Annotated in this window: 19 protein-coding genes and 1 tRNA gene; 5 read left to right on the top strand and 15 right to left on the bottom strand. The window is 38.9% G+C overall.

Going from position 1 to position 17,932, the window contains the following annotated elements:
- Nucleotide 1 precedes the first annotated feature (1 nt).
- Both gshA and gshAB read left to right on the top strand, forming a co-directional pair.
- A complete protein-coding gene (gene gshA / locus LEPBI_RS09445) occupies nt 2-1,603 on the top strand; it encodes a glutamate--cysteine ligase (RefSeq protein WP_012388894.1) in 1,602 nt (533 codons plus the stop codon).
- 1 nt (nt 1,604) lies between these two features.
- A complete protein-coding gene (gene gshAB / locus LEPBI_RS09440; RefSeq protein ID WP_012388893.1) occupies nt 1,605-2,612 on the top strand; it encodes a bifunctional glutamate--cysteine ligase GshA/glutathione synthetase GshB in 1,008 nt (335 codons plus the stop codon).
- Between the two features lie 160 nt (nt 2,613-2,772).
- Here the strand turns inward: gshAB and LEPBI_RS09435 are convergent, their stop codons facing one another.
- The 13 genes from LEPBI_RS09435 to serA form a co-directional block, all read right to left on the bottom strand.
- The gene (locus LEPBI_RS09435) at nt 2,773-3,015 is read right to left on the bottom strand and encodes a glutathione S-transferase N-terminal domain-containing protein (RefSeq protein ID WP_012388892.1); all 243 of its coding nucleotides are present in this window, start codon (nt 3,013-3,015) and stop codon (nt 2,773-2,775) included.
- A gap of 4 nt (nt 3,016-3,019) precedes the next feature.
- Nucleotides 3,020-3,328 carry a Grx4 family monothiol glutaredoxin gene (gene grxD / locus LEPBI_RS09430; protein ID WP_012388891.1) on the bottom strand — a complete coding sequence of 103 codons (309 nt, stop codon included), beginning with the start codon at nt 3,326-3,328 and terminating at the stop codon, nt 3,020-3,022.
- A 2-nt stretch (nt 3,329-3,330) separates the two neighbouring features.
- On the bottom strand, nt 3,331-3,555 hold the full coding sequence (locus LEPBI_RS09425) for a BolA/IbaG family iron-sulfur metabolism protein (RefSeq protein ID WP_012388890.1): 225 nt from the start codon (nt 3,553-3,555) through the stop codon (nt 3,331-3,333).
- Between the two features lies 1 nt (nt 3,556).
- Nucleotides 3,557-4,228: a glutathione S-transferase family protein gene (locus LEPBI_RS09420; protein WP_012388889.1), complete on the bottom strand. Its 672-nt coding sequence runs from the start codon at nt 4,226-4,228 to the stop codon at nt 3,557-3,559.
- A 5-nt stretch (nt 4,229-4,233) separates the two neighbouring features.
- On the bottom strand, nt 4,234-4,488 hold the full coding sequence (locus tag LEPBI_RS09415) for a BolA family protein (protein ID WP_012388888.1): 255 nt from the start codon (nt 4,486-4,488) through the stop codon (nt 4,234-4,236).
- A 19-nt stretch (nt 4,489-4,507) separates the two neighbouring features.
- Nucleotides 4,508-5,278, bottom strand: coding sequence for an ABC transporter permease (locus LEPBI_RS09410; RefSeq protein WP_012388887.1), 771 nt, complete (start codon nt 5,276-5,278; stop codon nt 4,508-4,510).
- A gap of 2 nt (nt 5,279-5,280) precedes the next feature.
- The gene (locus tag LEPBI_RS09405; RefSeq protein ID WP_012388886.1) at nt 5,281-6,198 is read right to left on the bottom strand and encodes an ABC transporter ATP-binding protein; all 918 of its coding nucleotides are present in this window, start codon (nt 6,196-6,198) and stop codon (nt 5,281-5,283) included.
- Nucleotides 6,199-7,230 (bottom strand): oxygen-dependent tRNA uridine(34) hydroxylase TrhO, encoded by a 1,032-nt coding sequence (trhO, locus tag LEPBI_RS09400; RefSeq protein WP_012388885.1) that lies wholly within the window; start codon nt 7,228-7,230, stop codon nt 6,199-6,201.
- Nucleotides 7,227-8,612 (bottom strand): dihydrolipoyl dehydrogenase, encoded by a 1,386-nt coding sequence (locus LEPBI_RS09395; RefSeq protein WP_012388884.1) that lies wholly within the window; start codon nt 8,610-8,612, stop codon nt 7,227-7,229. The genes trhO and LEPBI_RS09395 overlap by 4 nt, the downstream gene beginning before the upstream one ends.
- A gap of 113 nt (nt 8,613-8,725) precedes the next feature.
- Entirely contained in the window at nt 8,726-9,499 is a 774-nt protein-coding gene (locus tag LEPBI_RS09390; RefSeq protein WP_012388883.1) for an endonuclease, read from the bottom strand.
- An 8-nt stretch (nt 9,500-9,507) separates the two neighbouring features.
- Nucleotides 9,508-9,900 (bottom strand): MAPEG family protein, encoded by a 393-nt coding sequence (locus tag LEPBI_RS09385; RefSeq protein WP_012388882.1) that lies wholly within the window; start codon nt 9,898-9,900, stop codon nt 9,508-9,510.
- A gap of 45 nt (nt 9,901-9,945) precedes the next feature.
- A complete protein-coding gene (locus LEPBI_RS09380; RefSeq protein WP_012388881.1) occupies nt 9,946-10,722 on the bottom strand; it encodes an MBL fold metallo-hydrolase in 777 nt (258 codons plus the stop codon).
- Nucleotides 10,723-10,746: 24 nt separating this feature from the next.
- The gene (gene serA / locus LEPBI_RS09375; protein ID WP_012388880.1) at nt 10,747-11,970 is read right to left on the bottom strand and encodes a phosphoglycerate dehydrogenase; all 1,224 of its coding nucleotides are present in this window, start codon (nt 11,968-11,970) and stop codon (nt 10,747-10,749) included.
- 57 nt (nt 11,971-12,027) lie between these two features.
- Here serA and LEPBI_RS09370 point away from each other — a divergent pair, with 57 nt between their 5' ends.
- Nucleotides 12,028-12,576 (top strand): hypothetical protein, encoded by a 549-nt coding sequence (locus tag LEPBI_RS09370; RefSeq protein ID WP_012388879.1) that lies wholly within the window; start codon nt 12,028-12,030, stop codon nt 12,574-12,576.
- A 160-nt stretch (nt 12,577-12,736) separates the two neighbouring features.
- On the opposite strand, the gene lysS is transcribed toward LEPBI_RS09370, so the two are convergent.
- Together lysS and LEPBI_RS09360 are read right to left on the bottom strand one after the other, a co-directional pair.
- On the bottom strand, nt 12,737-14,221 hold the full coding sequence (gene lysS, locus LEPBI_RS09365) for a lysine--tRNA ligase (protein WP_187148094.1): 1,485 nt from the start codon (nt 14,219-14,221) through the stop codon (nt 12,737-12,739).
- Nucleotides 14,222-14,231: 10 nt separating this feature from the next.
- A complete protein-coding gene (locus LEPBI_RS09360) occupies nt 14,232-14,870 on the bottom strand; it encodes a hypothetical protein (RefSeq protein ID WP_012388877.1) in 639 nt (212 codons plus the stop codon).
- A 106-nt stretch (nt 14,871-14,976) separates the two neighbouring features.
- On the opposite strand from LEPBI_RS09360, the gene LEPBI_RS09355 reads away from it, so the two are divergent.
- Nucleotides 14,977-15,058 (top strand) — tRNA-Leu (locus tag LEPBI_RS09355).
- Nucleotides 15,059-16,847: 1,789 nt separating this feature from the next.
- Entirely contained in the window at nt 16,848-17,867 is a 1,020-nt protein-coding gene (locus tag LEPBI_RS09350) for a hypothetical protein (protein WP_012388875.1), read from the top strand.
- The last annotated feature ends 65 nt before the right edge of the window (nt 17,868-17,932 follow it).

The following is a 17,932-nucleotide window of genomic DNA, read 5'->3' as shown; positions in this document are numbered from 1 at the left end:
GATGAAAGGAAAATTATTAAAACCGAAACAAAAAAATTCAACAGTCGCCTTATTTGCAAATGAATATAAAGACTGTCTCCTCAGCGCCAAACATGGATTGGAGAGAGAAAGTGTACGTGTGAATGAGAAGGTATTTTTATCGCAAGAACCACATCCAAAATTTCTTGGATCTAGTTTGACACACCCACTCATCAAAACAGATTTTGCTGAAGCTCAAATTGAATATGCAACAAACATCCATAAGACGATCCCTGATGCACTTGCCGAGCTGACTGAACTACATGCTTTCACTGCCAGAAGTTTAGAAGATGAATACTTGTGGCCATTCAGTATGCCACCAGCTTTACCAACAGAAAATAAAATTGAAGTTGGACAATACGGTACTTCTGCAGAAGGAAGGAAAAAAACAATCTATCGCAATGGACTTGGCCATCGATATGGAAAAAAAATGCAAACGATTTCAGGGGTTCATTATAATGTGTCCTTTGATTCTTGTATGTTGTCAGTAGTTTCAGAAAGAAGATTTCAAAAACCTCTTTCCAAAGATACAAAATCTCAAATCTATTTTGATACCATCCGTAATTTTTACCGAATCTCACCAGCACTCTTGTATCTTTTTGGAACATCAAGTCTAACGGATGTCACATTTGTTGATTCAGAAAAATCGAATAAAAATTTACAAAAATTAGATGCAAAAACATTAAATGCACCGTTTGCAACTACCTTACGTTTATCAAGTATCGGTTATACAAGTAAGGTACAAGGAAAATATCCAATTTCTGTCAATTCTTTACATGAGTATGCTGCAGGGATGTGCCATGTAGTATCTAAAACCTACCCACCGTATAAACAATTTAATACAAAACCAACGAATCAATTGAATGATTATATCTTACAATTGGAAAATGAATACTATTCCCTCGTGAGACCAAAACAGGTTCCCAAAGGGGAAGAACGGGTCGTGGATGCTCTTGTGGAGCGAGGTGTTGAATATTTAGAAATTAGACTTCTCGATTTAGATCCGTTTTCGGCAATTGGTGTGGAAGAATCTCGCCTATACTTTATCCATATGGTTCTCTTGTATTGTATGTTAAATGAGTCACCTAAAGCAGATTTGGTGGAAATGGCCAATTGGAGAAAGAACCAAGAACAAACAACTTGGTTTGGTCGAAAACCTGAAACCAAAGTGTATTTATTTGAGAAAGAAATTTTACTACGAGATATGGTTTACCAGTTGTTTGTCGATTTGCAACCCATTGCGGATTTATTAGATGAGAATGATGCAAATGGACCTTTTAGCCGTGCATTGGAATCTCAATGGGAAAAATGGGACGATCCAAGTTTACTTGGTGCCACAATGTCTGAATTGGATCTAAAAATCAACAAATCGAGTTATCGAGAATTTGGATTGGCCCTTGCCCGTTCCCATAAAGAAGAACTTTTGCAAAAGGTCTTATCTCCCAATCGAATCAAATACTATGAAGATTTGAGTGAACAATCCATCTATGAACAAAAAAAAATGGAAACATTAGAAGGTAGCCATTTGAAAAAAAATCAAAAGCCCATCCAAATCAAACCTCTCAAACTTTGTAGTGAGGTTTAAAATGACAGAACCGAAACCACTACTTCCTGGTTGGGAAGACTTGGAGATTTCGACCCAGATCATCATTCGAGATGCGATTTCACGAGGGATTGAGGTGCAGGTGATCGATCGGAAAGAAAATTTCCTAAGATTGAAACAAGGCAGCCATACCGAATTTGTAAAGGAAGCCAGTAAAACAAGACTCGATAGTCTCATGACCTATCTCGTGATGGAAAATAAAATCGCCTCCAAACTAGTGTTAGCAGAGGATGGGGTTCGTGTTCCGATCGGAAAACATTATTCTAGACTTGAAGATGCCCTAAACGATTATACCATTTTTCAAAACAAAAAAAAAGTTGTAAAACCTGTGACAACCAATTTTGGAATTGGAATCGGAATATCAGAACCTAATGATTCCCTAGAAAAATTCACATATTTTGTAAAACAATCTTTTTCCTTTTCGAGTTCCATCATCATTGAAGAGTTCATTGAGGGACCGGAGTATCGATTTTTAGTATTAGGTGATGAGGTAGTGGCTGTATGCAACCGAGTCCCGGCTAATGTCGTCGGAGATGGAATCAAAACCATATCAGAATTGATCGAAGAAAAAAATAGGGACCCTAGAAGGGGGGAGGGACATATCACGGCGTTGGAAAAAATACAAATGTCAGATGTGGAACGACTGGTTCTTTTGGACCAAGGATTTGAATTTTTATCCATTCCGAAAAAAGGGGAACAAGTTTTTTTACGGAAAAATTCCAATATTTCTACGGGTGGAGATTCTGTGGACGTCACAGATCTTGTTCATCCCGAATTCAAAACCATTGCATTGAAAGCAGCAAGAGCTGCGGGAGCTGTGATTTGTGGGATTGATATCATATCAAGTGCCATCACAGAAACACCAAATCCTGAAACCTACGCGATCTTAGAAATTAATTTCAATCCAGTGTTGTACATCCATGAATTTCCATATTCGGGAACACCAAGGGCCGTAGGAGATACGATTTTAAATTTACTAGGGTTTCATTAGAAGAGTGAGTGGACCGTTTTTTCCTTCAAACCGAAGATTGAGAATGCGGATTTCGGAGATTTGAGTAAAACCAAGAACTACTAACAGTTAGATGGATTGCGTATCCAGTCCTATTTTCTAGTGAATCCAAACATTTCTGCTTGGAACTTACGTAAACAGGTTACGAAAACTTTTTTTCTAGATAATCGATGATGTCTAGAGATTCATACATCTTCACACCACCATCCACAAGAAAGGGAACTTGGGAAATGCCTCCGAGACGGATCACTTCCTCTCGGCCAGCGGTGCCATTCCTTGCCTCTACCAATTCATAATCCTTTCCTTCCACAAGACCAAGTGCCGAAATGGATTGCCGAACACGGTAACAATAAGGACAAGAATCATATTGGTAGAGACGAATCATTGGATTATCCTATTTTTTTCTTAAGTTCACCAGATTGTGCCATTTGCACGGTGATGTCATGACCCCCCACAAATTCTCCGTTGATATAAAGTTGTGGGATGGTAGGCCAGTTCGTATACTCTTTGATGCCTTCGCGTATGTTCATATCGGACAATACATTGAAGGAACCAAATGAAATTCCTTGTTGTTTGAGAGTGGAAACCACTCCAGCAGAAAATCCGCACTGAGGCATTTCCGGTGTTCCTTTCATAAAAAGAAATACCTTCTCTGATTTGATTAACGATTCAATTTTATCTTTTAACTCTTGTTCCATGATCATTCACTCCTTGTTTCCAATGCCAAAGCATGGATTTCTTCTTTTAATTCTTCTTTTAAAGTTGCATACACCATTCGGTGTTGTTCAATGAGACCCTTACCGGCAAAACCTTGGTAGGTTACCACTGCTTTGATATGGACACCATCACGGTAGGGATCTAAAATTTCTACAGTACAACCTGGTAATCCTTCTTCGATTTTTTTTTGGATTTCTGGAATGGTCATCCTATAATTTTCCTCCCATCCATGAGTTGTGGGCTTTGATAAATTCAATGTATTCTTTTGGCACTTCTGGTAAAACAGAATTCTTTACAGAAGGCAAAGAAAGTAAGGTATCACTCCAAGTTTGTACTTTTGGAAAACCACTCACCAAATCAAATTCTACTCCCTTGTTTTTTAAAAACTCCATTCTCATAAAAAACGGGGCATAGGCTGTGTCGACGAGATGTTTGGTTTCACCAGCAAAGAATAAGGTGCCATTTTTTGGCTCTGGTAAAATGGATTCGAGGATTTTGAATTTAGAAAGGATCTCTTCCTTTTTTTTATTGGAGTCACTTTCTTCCTTCGACATGGTCCAACCGTATTGGTCTACTAACAAAGCACTGGCAAATTCTGCCCAGGCTCTATGTTTCGCTTTTAGTAATGGGTCTTTAGGGTGGAGAGAAGGTAGATTCGTTTCATCTAAATACTCGTTGATGACAGCCGATTCAAACAGTACTTCCTCACCTACCACGAGTACTGGTACTCTTCCAAAAGGAGAAATTTTCAAAAACCAATCTGGTTTGTTTGCTAGGTCAATGTATTTGATTTCATACTCTACTTTTTTTTCTAAAAGGTTGATCACGGAACGTTGCACGTAAGGGCAAAGTTTAAAGCTCACAAGAGTTGGTTTTGTCATATCATTTAGACTCCTTTTGGTGCGGAAAGGTCCATTTCTAAGGCATGTAATCCCTTTTTGAATTCAGGGCCAAGGACTGAGTAAACTTTTCTGTGTTGTTCCACCGTTGTTTGGTCCCGAAATTGATCGGAAATCAATTTGATTCGAAAGTGGGTTTCCTTTGAATCCTTTGTGATTCCAGGGTGACCGGCATGCTCCAAGGAAACATCCAGAACTATCAGTTCCAATGGTTGGAAGGTTTCCCGTAAAACTTCTTCCATTCTATTTTTTCGAGTTTGTTTAGTTTCTAATTCCATAACCAATTTTCATTAACCTAACATTGAGTAAAAAGATGACAATAGAAAGAAAGAGGATAAATCCTAGGGAAAAATATAAATTCACATCAGTAATCCCAATAAAACCATAACGGAATAAGTTTACCATATAAAGAATTGGATTCAAATAGGAGATGGTCTGCCAAAACTCTGGTAGATTTTTTACCGAATAAAATACTCCACCAAGGTAGGTGAGAGGTGTGAGGATGAAAGTGGGAATGATTGTCACATCATCAAATTTTTTCGCAAACAAGGCATTAAAAAAACCACCTAACGAAAATAGTATGGAGGTTAACATGACTGTGAGGAGGATGATAAACGGATGTTGGAATTGTAGATTTGTAAAAAACAAAGATGTGAGAGTGACAAGGATTCCTACAAATAAACCACGAACCACTCCACCAAATGTATATCCAAGAACAATTGTATAAGGTGAAGTGGGGGAAACCAAAAGTTCTTCAATGTTCTTTTGGAATTTACTGGAAAAAAAAGAAGAAACCACATTGTTATACGAATTTGTAATCACACTCATCATGATGAGACCTGGTACAATAAACTCAATATAGGTAAAGTCTCCAATTTTGCCAATCTGGCGGCCGACAAGCTCACCAAAAATAAGAAAATACAATGCCATTGTAATCACTGGTGGAATTAAAGTTTGGACCCAAATACGAATGATCCGAATCCATTCTCGTCGAACGATGGTCTGAAGTGCTGTAAAATTTTGTTTCCACATAATTAGTGTTTCCCGGTTAGTGACAAAAATAATTCTTCCAAACGATTGGATTTATTCCTTAAACTCAAAACTTCCATTTTGTGTTTGGTTAGTTCTATAAAAAGTTCATTGACCGAAGCTTTTTTATCTAATTGGACTTCCAGACAATGATCGTCGATCCATATCCATTGGAATTTCTTTGAATTTGGTTTGGATTTGTAGGATTTTTTTAAATCAATGACGAAGGTTTCTTTATCCAAACGTTGTAGTAATTTTTTCATTGATGTGTTTTCTACAATTTCCCCTTGGTCAATGATTGCAATATTTTTGCAAAGGGATTCTGCCTCTTCCAAGTAGTGGGTTGTGAGGATGATGGTTTTTCCATTTTGGTTGAGTTCTTTTAAAAATTCCCACATTGACCTTCGGATCTCGATGTCAACACCGGCAGTTGGTTCATCCAAAATGAGTAATTTCGGATCATGGATGAGAGCCCTTGCAATCATGAGACGTCGTTTCATACCACCACTGAGTGTTCCTGCGGCCGACTTACGTTTGTCATACAACGATAATTTGTCTAAGTAATACTTGACCCTTTCGGTTGCCTCTTTTAGTGGCATTCCATAAAATCCAGCTTGGTTGATGAGGATTTGTTCCACCGCTTCAAAGATTCCGAAATTGAATTCTTGGGGGACAATGCCAAGAAATGTTTTGGCGAGATTTAAATTTTGATCGATGTCAACGCCAAAGATTTTGACCTTCCCACCTGTTTTATTGACAAGCGAACTGAGGATCCCAATGGTTGTGGACTTACCGGCACCGTTAGGTCCAAGTAAGGCGAAAAAATCTCCTGCTTCCACTTTTAAATTGATCGAACGGAGGGCTTTTACCCCGTTTTTGTATGTTTTTTCTAATCCTTCTAGTTCAATGGCATATGGTTTCATTTATTTTCCTACGAGCTTTCTTGTTAGGTGGTGAGTGGGGTATTTCTGTTGTTTTCTTTGTTCTTGTCTGAGTTTCTTTTGTGTTTCTTCCGGTAAAGAAACAATTTCCTTACATTCTTCTGAACATGTTCCAAGAAGTTTTTCCGAACAAGACTCACACTGAACGATGAGAACATGGCATCCTAAGTTGGCGCAGTTGGTGTGTCTATCAGATGGATTCCCACAAGTGTAACAGACTGTCAAAACATCATCGGTGATCCGTTCCCCAAGCCGATCATCAAATACAAAATTTTTCCCTTTGAATTTGGATTTCAAACCATGGTCAGTGACGGCTTTTGCATAATTAATGATACCACCTTGGAGTTGGTGTACCTTTTCAAATCCTTTGTACTTTAAATAGGCACTAGCTTTTTCGCAGCGAATCCCACCCGTACAATAGAGTAGGATTTTTTTATCTTTGTCTTTTTCTAAGATTTGTTCGACGAGTGGTAGTTCTTCGCGGAAGGTTCCGACATCAGGTAAAATCGCGTTTTCAAAATGACCCACTTCTGATTCGTAATTATTTCGTAAGTCAACTACGATGACACCGTCTTCTTCTAGTGCTTGGTGGAATTCCAGTGGAGAGAGATGAGTGCCTACATTGGAAGGATCAAATTGGCTATCGTCTAGGCCATCAGCGACAATTTTTTTTCTTACTTTGATCGCAAGTTTGATGAAACTTTCCTTTTTATCTTCCACTGCATCATTAAAATAAATATTCTTTAACTCAGGAATGAAATCCACAAACTTTCGTAAGGCGTCATAGTTTCCGATAGGAATGGAGAATTGTGCGTTGATCCCTTCGTTTGCCAAATAGATCCTTCCAAGAACTCCCAAATCTTCCAATGAATCATATAAAACATCTCGAAACGCAATTGGATCTGTAATTTTCACATAACGATAAAAGGAAATCACTCTCCTTTCCCGTTTGTCTTCTAATACTTTCTTTTTGAGAGTTTCTTTATCGTAACGATTGAATAAAAACTTTTTCATGATTTGATTTCCTTTAGTTTTTGTTCCCGAACCTTACGAAAGGCATTCCTTGTGATTTCCGAAATGGCAGGGTGGATGTAAATCATTCCTAAATAATCATCGAGTTTCGCTTTTAAATACATACCCATTACAATTTGGTGGAGGAGGTTTGCGGCTTCTTCGCCGATCACATGGGCACCAAGCACTTCTTCTGTTTCTTTCGAAACAAGGACTTTCACAAATCCAACTTCAGACAAACGAGCCATACCTGTGGCACTGGAACGATACGGGTTCAGACCTTTGTAATAAGGAATTTTTTCTTGTATGAGTTCATCTTCTGTTTTTCCAACACTTGCGATTTGAGGGTGAGTGAAGATTGCTTCCGGCATGGGTGGGTAAACAATTGGTTTTTTTTCACCTCCCTCATAGAGATGGTGGAATAAGTATTCTCCTTCAAAATTGGCACTGTGTCTGAAAAAATACCGACCGATCACATCACCAAAAGCATAAACTCCTTCTTCGTTTGTTTGTAAAGTTTCATCCACAAGGATGTAACCATCTGGGTTACATTGGATTTTGGTATTCTCTAGTTTTAAATCTTCCGTGTTCGGTTTGATCCCTGTCGCAACCAATAATTTTTCTGCGACAAATGTTTGTGTTTGCCCTTCTTTGTTTGTTCCCGATACGCGGAACTCTCCATTTCGAAATTCCACCTGTTCCATATGAAAACCAGTGTGGATGGGAAAGGGAAGGTGTTTCTTGAGTTCCTCTTTGATTTCAAAATCAACTTGCCGTAAGACTTCTCCTCTCGTGATCCCTGTCACCTGTGCACCATATGCCTGGTAGGCGGCGCCTAATTCAAGTGAGATAAAACCTGCTCCAATGATAAGGAGTGATTTTGGGAATTCATCGGGGGACAAGGCTTCTCGGGAGGTCCAAAAAGGTGTGTCCTTTAATCCAGGGATTTCTGGGAGATTAGGCCTTGTGCCTGTGACAACCAAGATATGTTTGGCGGTGTAATCGTTTTCTCCATCGGTGATGATTTTGGATGCTTTGAACCAAACGTTTTTAGGTATATAATCAATATTTGGATTTTTTTCATAAGCGATGGGAATGGAATCCGAATCAGCTTTTACTCTTTCATTCACTCGCTGGAAGATAGAGTTTACATCATAGATTGGGGGACTTGGGTATTGGATTCCAAATCGTTCTGATTCCTCTTTTAGCCGAAGGAGCTCAGAGGGAAAAATCACCATTTTGGAGGGAATGCAACCTCGGTTCAGGCATGTGCCACCCGGGGTTTCTCGTTCAAAGACTGCCACTCGTTTGCCTATCTGGGAAGGGGGAGTGACAAGTTTTGTGCCAGCGCCCGCTCCGATCACTAAGATGTCATATTCTTTCATTCCAATTCCAGACTCCAAACTTGCCCGATTCTGTAAATGAAGCTATCTTTGTTTTGGTAAAATTAGATTTCAGAAATCATCGTAATGTGACAAATCTGAGGAAGCGATTTTGCCTATGGTTCCTTGAGGGTGCCGTCCACAAATGGATTTGTTTGTTTTTGGACCCTTTCCACAATTTCATTTTTTCGGATTTCAAAGGTATCGGGAGGGTCTAAGGCCGACCAGGACTTGTAAAGATCCCGTTTGCCCTCTGGGATGGGAATTCCATACCGCCACTCCATATACAAATAGATGCGAGCTATGTCCCCGCGGATATCCTGTTTTGGTTCTGCGACTGCGTTTTTGAAATGAATTTCAAAATCACAATCTCCGTAGGCCCTTGGTTCCCCATCAATTTCTCCAAAAGGAAAGATACCTCGGTCCGCATTGATCTCCCCTGGAACAGGCACAATATTATGCAAATCCGCTTCGATCAAATTGAACTCTGGATCTGTGGCCGTGCAACACTTCCTTCCTTTCAAAAGTTTACCACCAGATTCACAATTCGGTTTTGTCCAACACTCTCGTTCTTTTCCAAAACTATGTGCGGGGACAACGTGTTCCCATTCAATCCATGTTTGGCGTTTGGAATCCTTTCTTGCTTTTAGACCACAGGAATCGTGATTGATTTTGAATCGGCCTAACTCTTCTTCATCTTTTTCAAAATCACAACCACAATAGAAGTCCTTTCCAACTTTTGCGTAAAATCGTTTTAACACGCGTTTGGCTTTTTGGAAATCAGTGATGGAATGTTTGTTTTCGATTCCGTCTCCTTTTTTTTCTGAAAGCAGGGTATACGCCAAACAAAGGAATAACAGCAGTAAAACAGAATACAAAAACTTTTGCAAAGGGAACCTTAATACATGAATGGCAAAATGTACAATCCCAAATTACAAAGGAAGGCAATGACCCAAATGGTAGAACGAGCATAGGAAAAGTCAGCTATGTAGAGGTAAATGTATAAAAATCGAAGGGTTACAAAACTTAATGTTAGAATTTCCGCAAAATACAAATCAACTTCTAAAAGTAAATTGAGTAAGACACCACAAGCAAACATAGCGAAGGCTTCAAAACCATTTTGATGAGCAGCATAGGCACGCGCCCCCCATCCAGTGAGTTTGGATTGTTGCATACGAGGGTGGTGGTTGTCATACCCCTTTCCTTCGCGTGCCATTGCAATTGCCACAAAGGCTTTTGCAATGTAGATTTGGGCGATTGAAACCAAAAGGCAAATGATGAGAATTGTCATATAACAAATCCTAAAAGGAGATTTTAAAAATGTAAAATGAAAATTTTACCAACGATCCCTTAGTTTTCGTAAGCGTAAAAAAATGGACCTATCATCAGTGAAAGATTCACCTAATTCTGTTAGACGCTCTTTTATTCCTCCAGACCCAAGTCGAAAAAAAGGACTCAATTGCCTTTCCAATCCTAAAGTGGATTGGAAGTGTTCGGTCCTTGTTTTTTGGAACCGGTCGCGAAAATCATGGTTTGGTTCCACGTGATTTGAAAATGCCAAATTATTTTCCCAGTAGTCATGCCCTGGATACAAAAGACAGGAATCGGGAAGAGTGGCATATCGATTCTTTATGGTTTCGTAAAGGGTATTCGGATCACCACCTCGAAAACAATTTCCCACACCGACATTGAATAAGGTATCCCCTGAAAAAATCCCAAGGATGGTGTTTGGATTTTTATGAACAAAACTCAAATGGGAAAATGTATGGCCAGGAGTGTCCCAAACCTCAATACTTTCGCCTTCGGTCGAAAAACAGATGTCACCTTCTTTCAGAGTTGTATCAAGGCCAGGGATGGTATTTTTTGCCTTTGTATGTCCATACACAAGACAATTTGTTGCCTCTTTCAGTTCTAAATTCCCTTCTGTGTGGTCCCCATGTTCATGTGTGTTCAAAATCCCTTTGAGTTTTAAACCCATTTTTTTCATCAAATCGAGAAGGAGTGGAGCGTTATAAGGATCCACACAATACACTTCGCCTGTTCGATTTGAGTAAATGAGATAGGTGTAATTGCGTAAGGGTGAGTTCGTAAAAATGGGAAGGACTTCCATCATGATGATCTGATCCTTCCCGGTTGGTTAGTAGAGAATTCGAGTGCGAATCGAATGTTTGTGGGCTTTGATTTTATCTTTCAATTCATCACCCAGGTTTTTGTCGATTTCCATACTCAAATAACCTATGTTTGTTGATGTGCTGAGGTTTTGAGTTAGGATATTTCCGCCCATATCCGAGATGATCGAGTTGATGTCCCGTAAAAACCCTGGTTGGTTTTGGTGGATGTTTAAAATACGATGATAACCGGATTTCAAACTTCCAAGTTCAATATTGGGAAAATTCACAGAAAAAGTGGTAGAGCCGTTGTTGATGAATTTTAATAATTTTTCCGCAACTTCTGTTCCAATATTTTTTTGCGCTTCCTCAGTGGATCCTCCAATATGAGGTGTGAGGATTACATTTGGTAAACCTTGGAGTGCGCTCACAAAGGGATCATCATTGGACTTAGGTTCTTCTGGGAAAACATCCACACCTGCTCCCGCAATTTTTCCAGATTTGATTCCTTCGACAAGGGCATCAATTTCCAAAACCTTTCCGCGAGACAAATTCAAAACATAGGAGCCATCTTTTAGAAGTGGTAAATGTTCTTTTCGGAATAAATTTTTGGTCTCTTCTGTTTCCGGTACATGAAAGGAGATAAAATCAGCTTGTCTTAGAACTTCTTCATAATTATGCGCAGCGGTTGCATTCCCAAGTGGGAGTTTGGAAATGATATCATAAAACACAACACGCATCCCCATGGATTCGGCAAGTACGGATACTTGTGTTCCAATATGCCCATACCCAATGATCCCAAGCGTTTTTCCTCGTACTTCAAAACATCCCTTGGCTATTTTATTCCATTTACCAAGGTGGACATCTTTTGATTGGTCAGATGCTTTCCTTGCGAGCATGATGATCTCAGCTATCACAAGTTCTGCGACTGACCGAGTGTTGCTATAGGGAGCATTAAAAACGGGAACTGCTTTTTTTTCTGCTTCTTCCAATTCGACTTGGTTCGTTCCAATACAAAAACAGCCGATCGTCATTAATTTTTTTGCATTGTCTAACGCTTTCTTTGTGACATTTGTTTTGCTGCGGATGCCGAGGACATGAACATCTGCGATTTTTTCGATGAGTTCCGCTTCTTCCATCGCATCTTTGACGAGAGTCACATCAAAACCATCTCGGTGGAAAAGTTCATATGCATCCTTGTGGATGTTTTCCAGGAGTAGGACTTTTATTTTTCCTTTGGGATAAGATACCATAGGAACAGGATTTTTTCCTTTGCCAAACCTTGCATCTCGAAAAAGGTTGGGCTTATCATGGAAAGAATCTTCTCATTGACCCGAATTTCCTCCATTTCCCTCCTTTTTTTGGTCCTCATTTCCTGTTCAGGGAGTAAGGCCTTTGTGGTGACCCCGGAACCAACTTTAGAGCAACAAACGGCTATTTCTAAAGACATCTGTATGCAAAAATACCTATGGGTTTTCTCAGGAAAACGACCTTGTGTGTATTTCAAAGCAGAACGTGATAATGGCACTGGAGCTGTGACTTATTTTTTACTCTATGAAATCGGAACGTTTGATGTGGACATTCCAATCGGAGTTTCTTTGAAATTAGGGGATACATGGTACAACTTAAAAAAGACAAACACCGATTATTCGGATACCATCGTTGTCACTTCGGCACTGACTCAAGAAGTGCTTCCTAAAATTGGGGAAAATCAAAATATCACGATTAGTTATACCAACCGAAAGGAAACCATCAATTACCAATTGAATGGAAGCCAAACCGCTAGTTTCCAATCCAATTTATCCAAACTGATCCGTGTGATTGAATCAGAACCAAAATTGAATATCAACAAACGTTAATTGATTTTCCATTTGTGTGCGTTTTGTAAGAAAAGCGCACAGAGTGGAAGAGAATTGATTTCGTTTTGGAATCGTTCGGGAAATCAAACGTTTCCCGAAACAATCACCTCTCCGGCACCCATTGGTTCGGAGAGGTTTTTTTATACGAAAATGTTCGGTTCTATTCTGGACGCATGAGTGGGAATAGGATGGTATCCCGAATGGAATGGGAGTCTGTGAGTAACATCACAAGTCGATCAATTCCAATCCCTAGGCCACCCGTTGGCGGAAGTCCATATTCCAAAGCTCGGATGTAGTCATCATCCATCATGAAGGCTTCATCGTCGCCCGCTTCCCTTTGTTTCACCTGTTCTTCAAAACGTTCCCTTTGGTCAAAAGGATCGTTTAACTCAGTGAAGGCGTTCCCAATCTCTCTTCCTGCCACATAGGGTTCAAAACGTTCTACATACTTTGGATCATCTTCTCTTGATTTGGCAAGGGGAGAGAGTTCTTTCGGAAAGTCTGTGATAAAGATGGGTTGGATGAGGTGTGGTTCCACAAGCGAACTAAACACATCGTCACATACCTTCCATATCGAAACGGAATCAGAAGAATCCACTCCTTTCGCTTTGGCTTTTTCTATGGCTTCTTTGACATCGGTAATTTGGCTAAAATCAATTCCCGAGTAGTCTTTGATGATGTCGATGTACTTCACTCGTTTCCAAGGTGGCGTCAGGTCAATTTGGTCCTTTCCATAAGGAAATTTTAAACCTTTTCCAATGGCAGTGGCAACAGAAACGATCATCCTTTCTGTGAGAGAAAGCATGGCTTCCATATCGCCAAAGGCCATATAGGCTTCCATCATTGTAAATTCAGGATTGTGTTTGGTGGAGATCCCTTCATTCCGAAAGTTACGGTTCAATTCAAACACTCGGTCCATTCCACCCACAATGAGTCGTTTTAAATAGAGTTCGGGTGCAATCCGTAAAAAGAGTTCCATATCCAAAGTATTGTGGTGGGTAACAAAAGGTCTTGCCGCTGCACCACCTGCAATGGGTTGCATCATAGGAGTTTCCACTTCCAAAAACCCTTCATTTGTAAGAAACTTTCGAATTTCTGAAATGATACGAGAACGCATTTTAAACGTTTCGCGGACGTTTTCATTGACCACAAGGTCCACATACCGCATTCGATACCTTTGTTCTACATCAGAGAAGGCATCATAAATCACACCGTCTTTTTCCTTCACGACTGGTAGCGGTCGAATGCATTTTGCAAGTAGTTGAACATTCGTTAAATGAAGAGTGGTTTCACCTTTTTGTGTTTGGAATAACCATCCCTCGATTCCAATCCAATCCCCAAGGTCAAGGGATTTGAATAGAGAATAATTTTCTTCACCCAAGTCATCACGTGTGGCATACAATTGGATGAGGCCTTCCGCATCTTTGAGGTGGGCAAAACTTGCCTTTCCCATCACACGTTTTGCATGCAAACGTCCGCCGAGTTTGAAAGATTTTTTTTCAGTGTTGTTTGGATCAAAATTTTCCAACAAAAATTTTGAATTGGAATTGGGAAAAAAACGAAGTGGGTAGGGGTTGATTCCTTTTGTTTTTAAGTCTTGAATTTTTTGAATTCGTTGTTCGATGAGTTCGTTTGAATCTTTAATTTCATCCATTTTAAAGGATACCTCTAGTGTAAGAATAAATATAACGTACTAATTCAACAGAAATTTCTTTCACGCCTGATTCTGATAAAAACCAATTAGAGGCAGAAACTTCAGATGGAAAACCGTAGGCTGTCACTTTCACTGGCAAACTGGTTAAGGTTTTTTTGTATATTTTCAAAACACGGCGTTTTTCAAACTCACGTGTGAGAAGTAAAATGGAACCTAAGTTGTCGGAAACAGCTATTTTTAATAGGTTTTTGGATGCCTCGTCTGTGTCACCCATTTTGGATGTACTGATGATAACAGTCTGCATTTGCGTACCAGGTATCCCGTTCGAAATGAGGATTTCCTTCGTTTTTTGATCAATTTCAACAGGACTGAAGAATTTATTTTGAGATTTATCTTCCCTACTAACAAGAATTAGTTTCTTGAAGTCACCTTTGGTATAGAGTGTAGCTACATTTTTTAAATGTTTTTTGGTAGGGAGGTCTTCTGTCATTTCTAAGACTGCTACATCCGATTTTAAGTATGGATCATTTGTTCCCAACCAATAGGGACTTGAAAAAAACAACCCAAGAGTCAGGAATACCGGGGAAAGGAACCCAAGGAAGAGTAATTTAAAACGAAAGGTTAAATCGGAAACTTGCATACGGATGACCCCTACAACCTACTGAATACCAAGGGCAAGTGACAAGAGAAAATTCATCTCCTTGACGAAAGAACCCGTTTTCCTAACCTGTCCTACATATACACCTGCTCGGATGGTGGAATTGGTAGACACGCTACTTTGAGGTGGTAGTGCCGCAAGGTGTGGGGGTTCGAGTCCCCCTTCGAGCAGTGGAAATCACCAAAGCCAACAGTTTTAGATTCCCCCAAAGTCAATAATTCCCTCAACTCAGGGACAAATCTTACGTTCCCTAGAAAACTTAACTCATTCAATGCCAGTTGACTCCACTTTGGAGAGATGTAGCCATACGACCTGAATGACTGCTTCAAAATATTATTCCTCGCTTCCGCTCCATTGGAAGACACACCCTCTTTAGTGACCCATCTCTCTCGGCTCATATTGTATCTTGGATCATTTGATTTCTTCGAGTGATTCACTGACTTATGGTTAGGTCTGTCCCATAGGAATCCATATCCTTCATCTGTAAAAAGGGTTACATTCTTAGGGATGGTTTCTTCTAAGTCTTTTTCTAAGTAGTGTTGGTTATTCAAAGGAATCGATTTGTAGAAAGTCATACCGCCGTTAATGCCAATCGTATGAACAAGGGTTCCGATTTGGTGTCCTCCTATGGAATTAGAAGCATAGATGGATGCAGTTCCTCCCTTGAACCTTCTCGATCTATGTTTGTTTGCTCTTAAGGATGAGGAATATAACACCACTGAGTCGGCTACTGCAACAGGCTGATTTTTAAGGGTTTCCTTGAGGTCACCTTCCTTTGGTAGTCTGAAGTTTTTAGAGTTCTCTTCTAGTTCTTTGTATAACTGTTCCCTGAGTGACTCATTGAGATGTGAGAAGAATACCTGGATACGTTTCTTAAGATAATAAGCTGTTTTGTATGGAAGACCTAGTTTTCTTGCGATCTCTTTGGAGGTCATGGTCTTTGGGTATTGTAAGATCTGGTCTTGGATGGTGTAAGAGATATAGGCGAAGGGTAGTTTTATGTTTTGGAAGGGTGTGTTTGCAGTGATGCTGATTTGTTTGTGGCAGTGAGAACATCTGGCTATGGATTCTTTCCCTTTTAGTCTTAAGAAATTGAGGGAAGGGTTCTCTAGGGACTTAGGGCAGTTGCATCTTTTGGGATAGATGGTGTTTAGTATTGAGAGAGTTCTAAGAGTGTATTCTCTTTTGATTTGTTCATTGTCTATGGGAGAGAGGTTCTTAGTAGGTTTTGTATAAGTAGTTCTAGTGAACTTAGGTAGGAAGGGTGAATAGAAGTATTTGGAGTTTCTATATGAAGGATTGGGGGGATTGGTGATACGTCCCCTTCGAGCAGTGGAAATCACCAAAGCCAACAGTTTTAGATTCCCCCAAAGTCAATAATTCCCTCAACTCAGGGACAAATCTTACGTTCCCTAGAAAACTTAACTCACTTAATGCCAGTTGGCTCCACTTAGGTGAGATATAGCCATAAGATCGGAACGATTGCTTCAGAATATTATTCCTTGCTTCCGCACCATTGCTAGAGACTCCATCTTAAGCCACCCACCTTCCTTAAATAAATTATATCTTGGATCATTACTTCTATCGGAATGAATTATTTACTTATGATTCTTATACCCTCAGAGGAATTTATATCCTTTATCAGTCCTATGAATGGCAGACTTTGAGAATTTAACAAGTTAACGAATGACCTTTCTACCCTTGTTTCCAGCAAATTCAAACACACATTGGTTGTAAAGATGAGGAAGGGAAATGAATTGATTTACCTAGGAGAGGTTTCCACAGTTAGTTCTAATGAAAATTATATTGAATCCATACCAATTCTAGCTCATTCATTTTGGAAAAACTATCGAGCCGTGTCCATAAGCTGGAAAAGAAAGTGGTTCCTGATACCTCAATTTCAAAGCCTTTGTCTGTATATTATAATAACCCATAAATTCACTAGACAGGAAATTCCACATGTTAGCTGATAGAGAGCGAGGATTTTACTCCTCGTTTTTTTTTATATCTAGAGGAGTTTCGATGTCAGCAGAGGATCAAGCAACCAGAGGATTTACACAGATTATATTGGATAGAATTGGACATCCATTCATCGGTTCATTTATCTTCACCTTTGTCATAACTAATTATGATATTCTGATAGATTTGTTTGTAAACATCCGTGACCCCGATGCAGTTTTAATCTTTAATTCTTTTTTATATAGTGAATGGAAAACTAGGTTAGGTGTCCCATTTGGAATGATGTTAGCTTTCCCTATACTAATTCAGAATGGTAGTGATATTGTTTATACTTATTTTAAAGAAAAAACAAATACTTACATTGAAAACCGCAAAGAGAAAGAAAAACTAGAAATTCATTTGAATAAAATAGAGAATCTTAAAAATCAATTATATAATCAAAAAGATTTGAATAATCAAATAGTAAAGCAAACGTGTGATATAATCCAAACTACTTTAAATCTAGTTAAAAATCGTGATAATATATTTCATCTACAAGTGTTTGAAAGTAATGAAGTGTTAGAGAAAGGAGATTTTGTTTCTTATTTAATTGATTTAGGTAAAATTGTCTTTTATGATAAGAACATTATGTTCTTAGGAAGGGTTTTTTATAAAATTAATGATACTTTGTATATAATTGAATGTTTGGATTCAGGGAAACTCAAGGAGTTATTAAAAGAAATGCTGAATGAAAAAATCAATTCTCTTCCATATCATGAAACATTTATCAAAGTTAATAGAAAAGGTGATTTTGAATTATTAGAAAGGAATAATTTTACAAATCATGTAATTGCTTCTAAGTTGAAGAATCATCATGACTATAAAATTCTTAATGAAGGGAAATCTAATAACGAAATTCTAAAAGAAAGTAGAATGTATCTAGAAGTTCTACTAAAAAGAAAAACACCAAAAAACTTTGTTTATAAGAATCGTTGGTATTATTTCAAGGCTCTCATTTGTGGAAAGGAATCCGAGGAATGATTTCTTTCCTCTAATTCTTATAACCCATATCAGGAACTATTCTAGGTTCCCGTTTGGGTTTCTAC

It is taken from the genome of Leptospira biflexa serovar Patoc strain 'Patoc 1 (Paris)', assembly GCF_000017685.1.
Classification (GTDB): Bacteria; Spirochaetota; Leptospiria; order Leptospirales; family Leptospiraceae; genus Leptospira_A; species Leptospira_A biflexa.
Note: the sequence above shows the minus strand (reverse complement) of the source record. Positions and strands in the feature narration are given on the sequence as shown.

Coding starts and splice junctions, on each gene's coding strand:
- gshA (WP_012388894.1), top strand. CDS start 2: ATGAAAGGAAAATTATTAAAACCGAAACAAAAAAATTCAACAGTCGCC.
- gshAB (WP_012388893.1), top strand. CDS start 1,605: ATGACAGAACCGAAACCACTACTTCCTGGTTGGGAAGACTTGGAGATT.
- LEPBI_RS09435 (WP_012388892.1), bottom strand. CDS start 3,015: ATGATTCGTCTCTACCAATATGATTCTTGTCCTTATTGTTACCGTGTT.
- grxD (WP_012388891.1), bottom strand. CDS start 3,328: ATGGAACAAGAGTTAAAAGATAAAATTGAATCGTTAATCAAATCAGAG.
- LEPBI_RS09425 (WP_012388890.1), bottom strand. CDS start 3,555: ATGACCATTCCAGAAATCCAAAAAAAAATCGAAGAAGGATTACCAGGT.
- LEPBI_RS09420 (WP_012388889.1), bottom strand. CDS start 4,228: ATGACAAAACCAACTCTTGTGAGCTTTAAACTTTGCCCTTACGTGCAA.
- LEPBI_RS09415 (WP_012388888.1), bottom strand. CDS start 4,488: ATGGAAGAAGTTTTACGGGAAACCTTCCAACCATTGGAACTGATAGTT.
- LEPBI_RS09410 (WP_012388887.1), bottom strand. CDS start 5,278: ATGTGGAAACAAAATTTTACAGCACTTCAGACCATCGTTCGACGAGAA.
- LEPBI_RS09405 (WP_012388886.1), bottom strand. CDS start 6,198: ATGAAACCATATGCCATTGAACTAGAAGGATTAGAAAAAACATACAAA.
- trhO (WP_012388885.1), bottom strand. CDS start 7,230: ATGAAAAAGTTTTTATTCAATCGTTACGATAAAGAAACTCTCAAAAAG.
- LEPBI_RS09395 (WP_012388884.1), bottom strand. CDS start 8,612: ATGAAAGAATATGACATCTTAGTGATCGGAGCGGGCGCTGGCACAAAA.
- LEPBI_RS09385 (WP_012388882.1), bottom strand. CDS start 9,900: ATGACAATTCTCATCATTTGCCTTTTGGTTTCAATCGCCCAAATCTAC.
- LEPBI_RS09380 (WP_012388881.1), bottom strand. CDS start 10,722: ATGATGGAAGTCCTTCCCATTTTTACGAACTCACCCTTACGCAATTAC.
- serA (WP_012388880.1), bottom strand. CDS start 11,970: ATGGTATCTTATCCCAAAGGAAAAATAAAAGTCCTACTCCTGGAAAAC.
- LEPBI_RS09370 (WP_012388879.1), top strand. CDS start 12,028: ATGGAAAGAATCTTCTCATTGACCCGAATTTCCTCCATTTCCCTCCTT.
- LEPBI_RS09360 (WP_012388877.1), bottom strand. CDS start 14,870: ATGCAAGTTTCCGATTTAACCTTTCGTTTTAAATTACTCTTCCTTGGG.
- LEPBI_RS09350 (WP_012388875.1), top strand. CDS start 16,848: ATGTTAGCTGATAGAGAGCGAGGATTTTACTCCTCGTTTTTTTTTATA.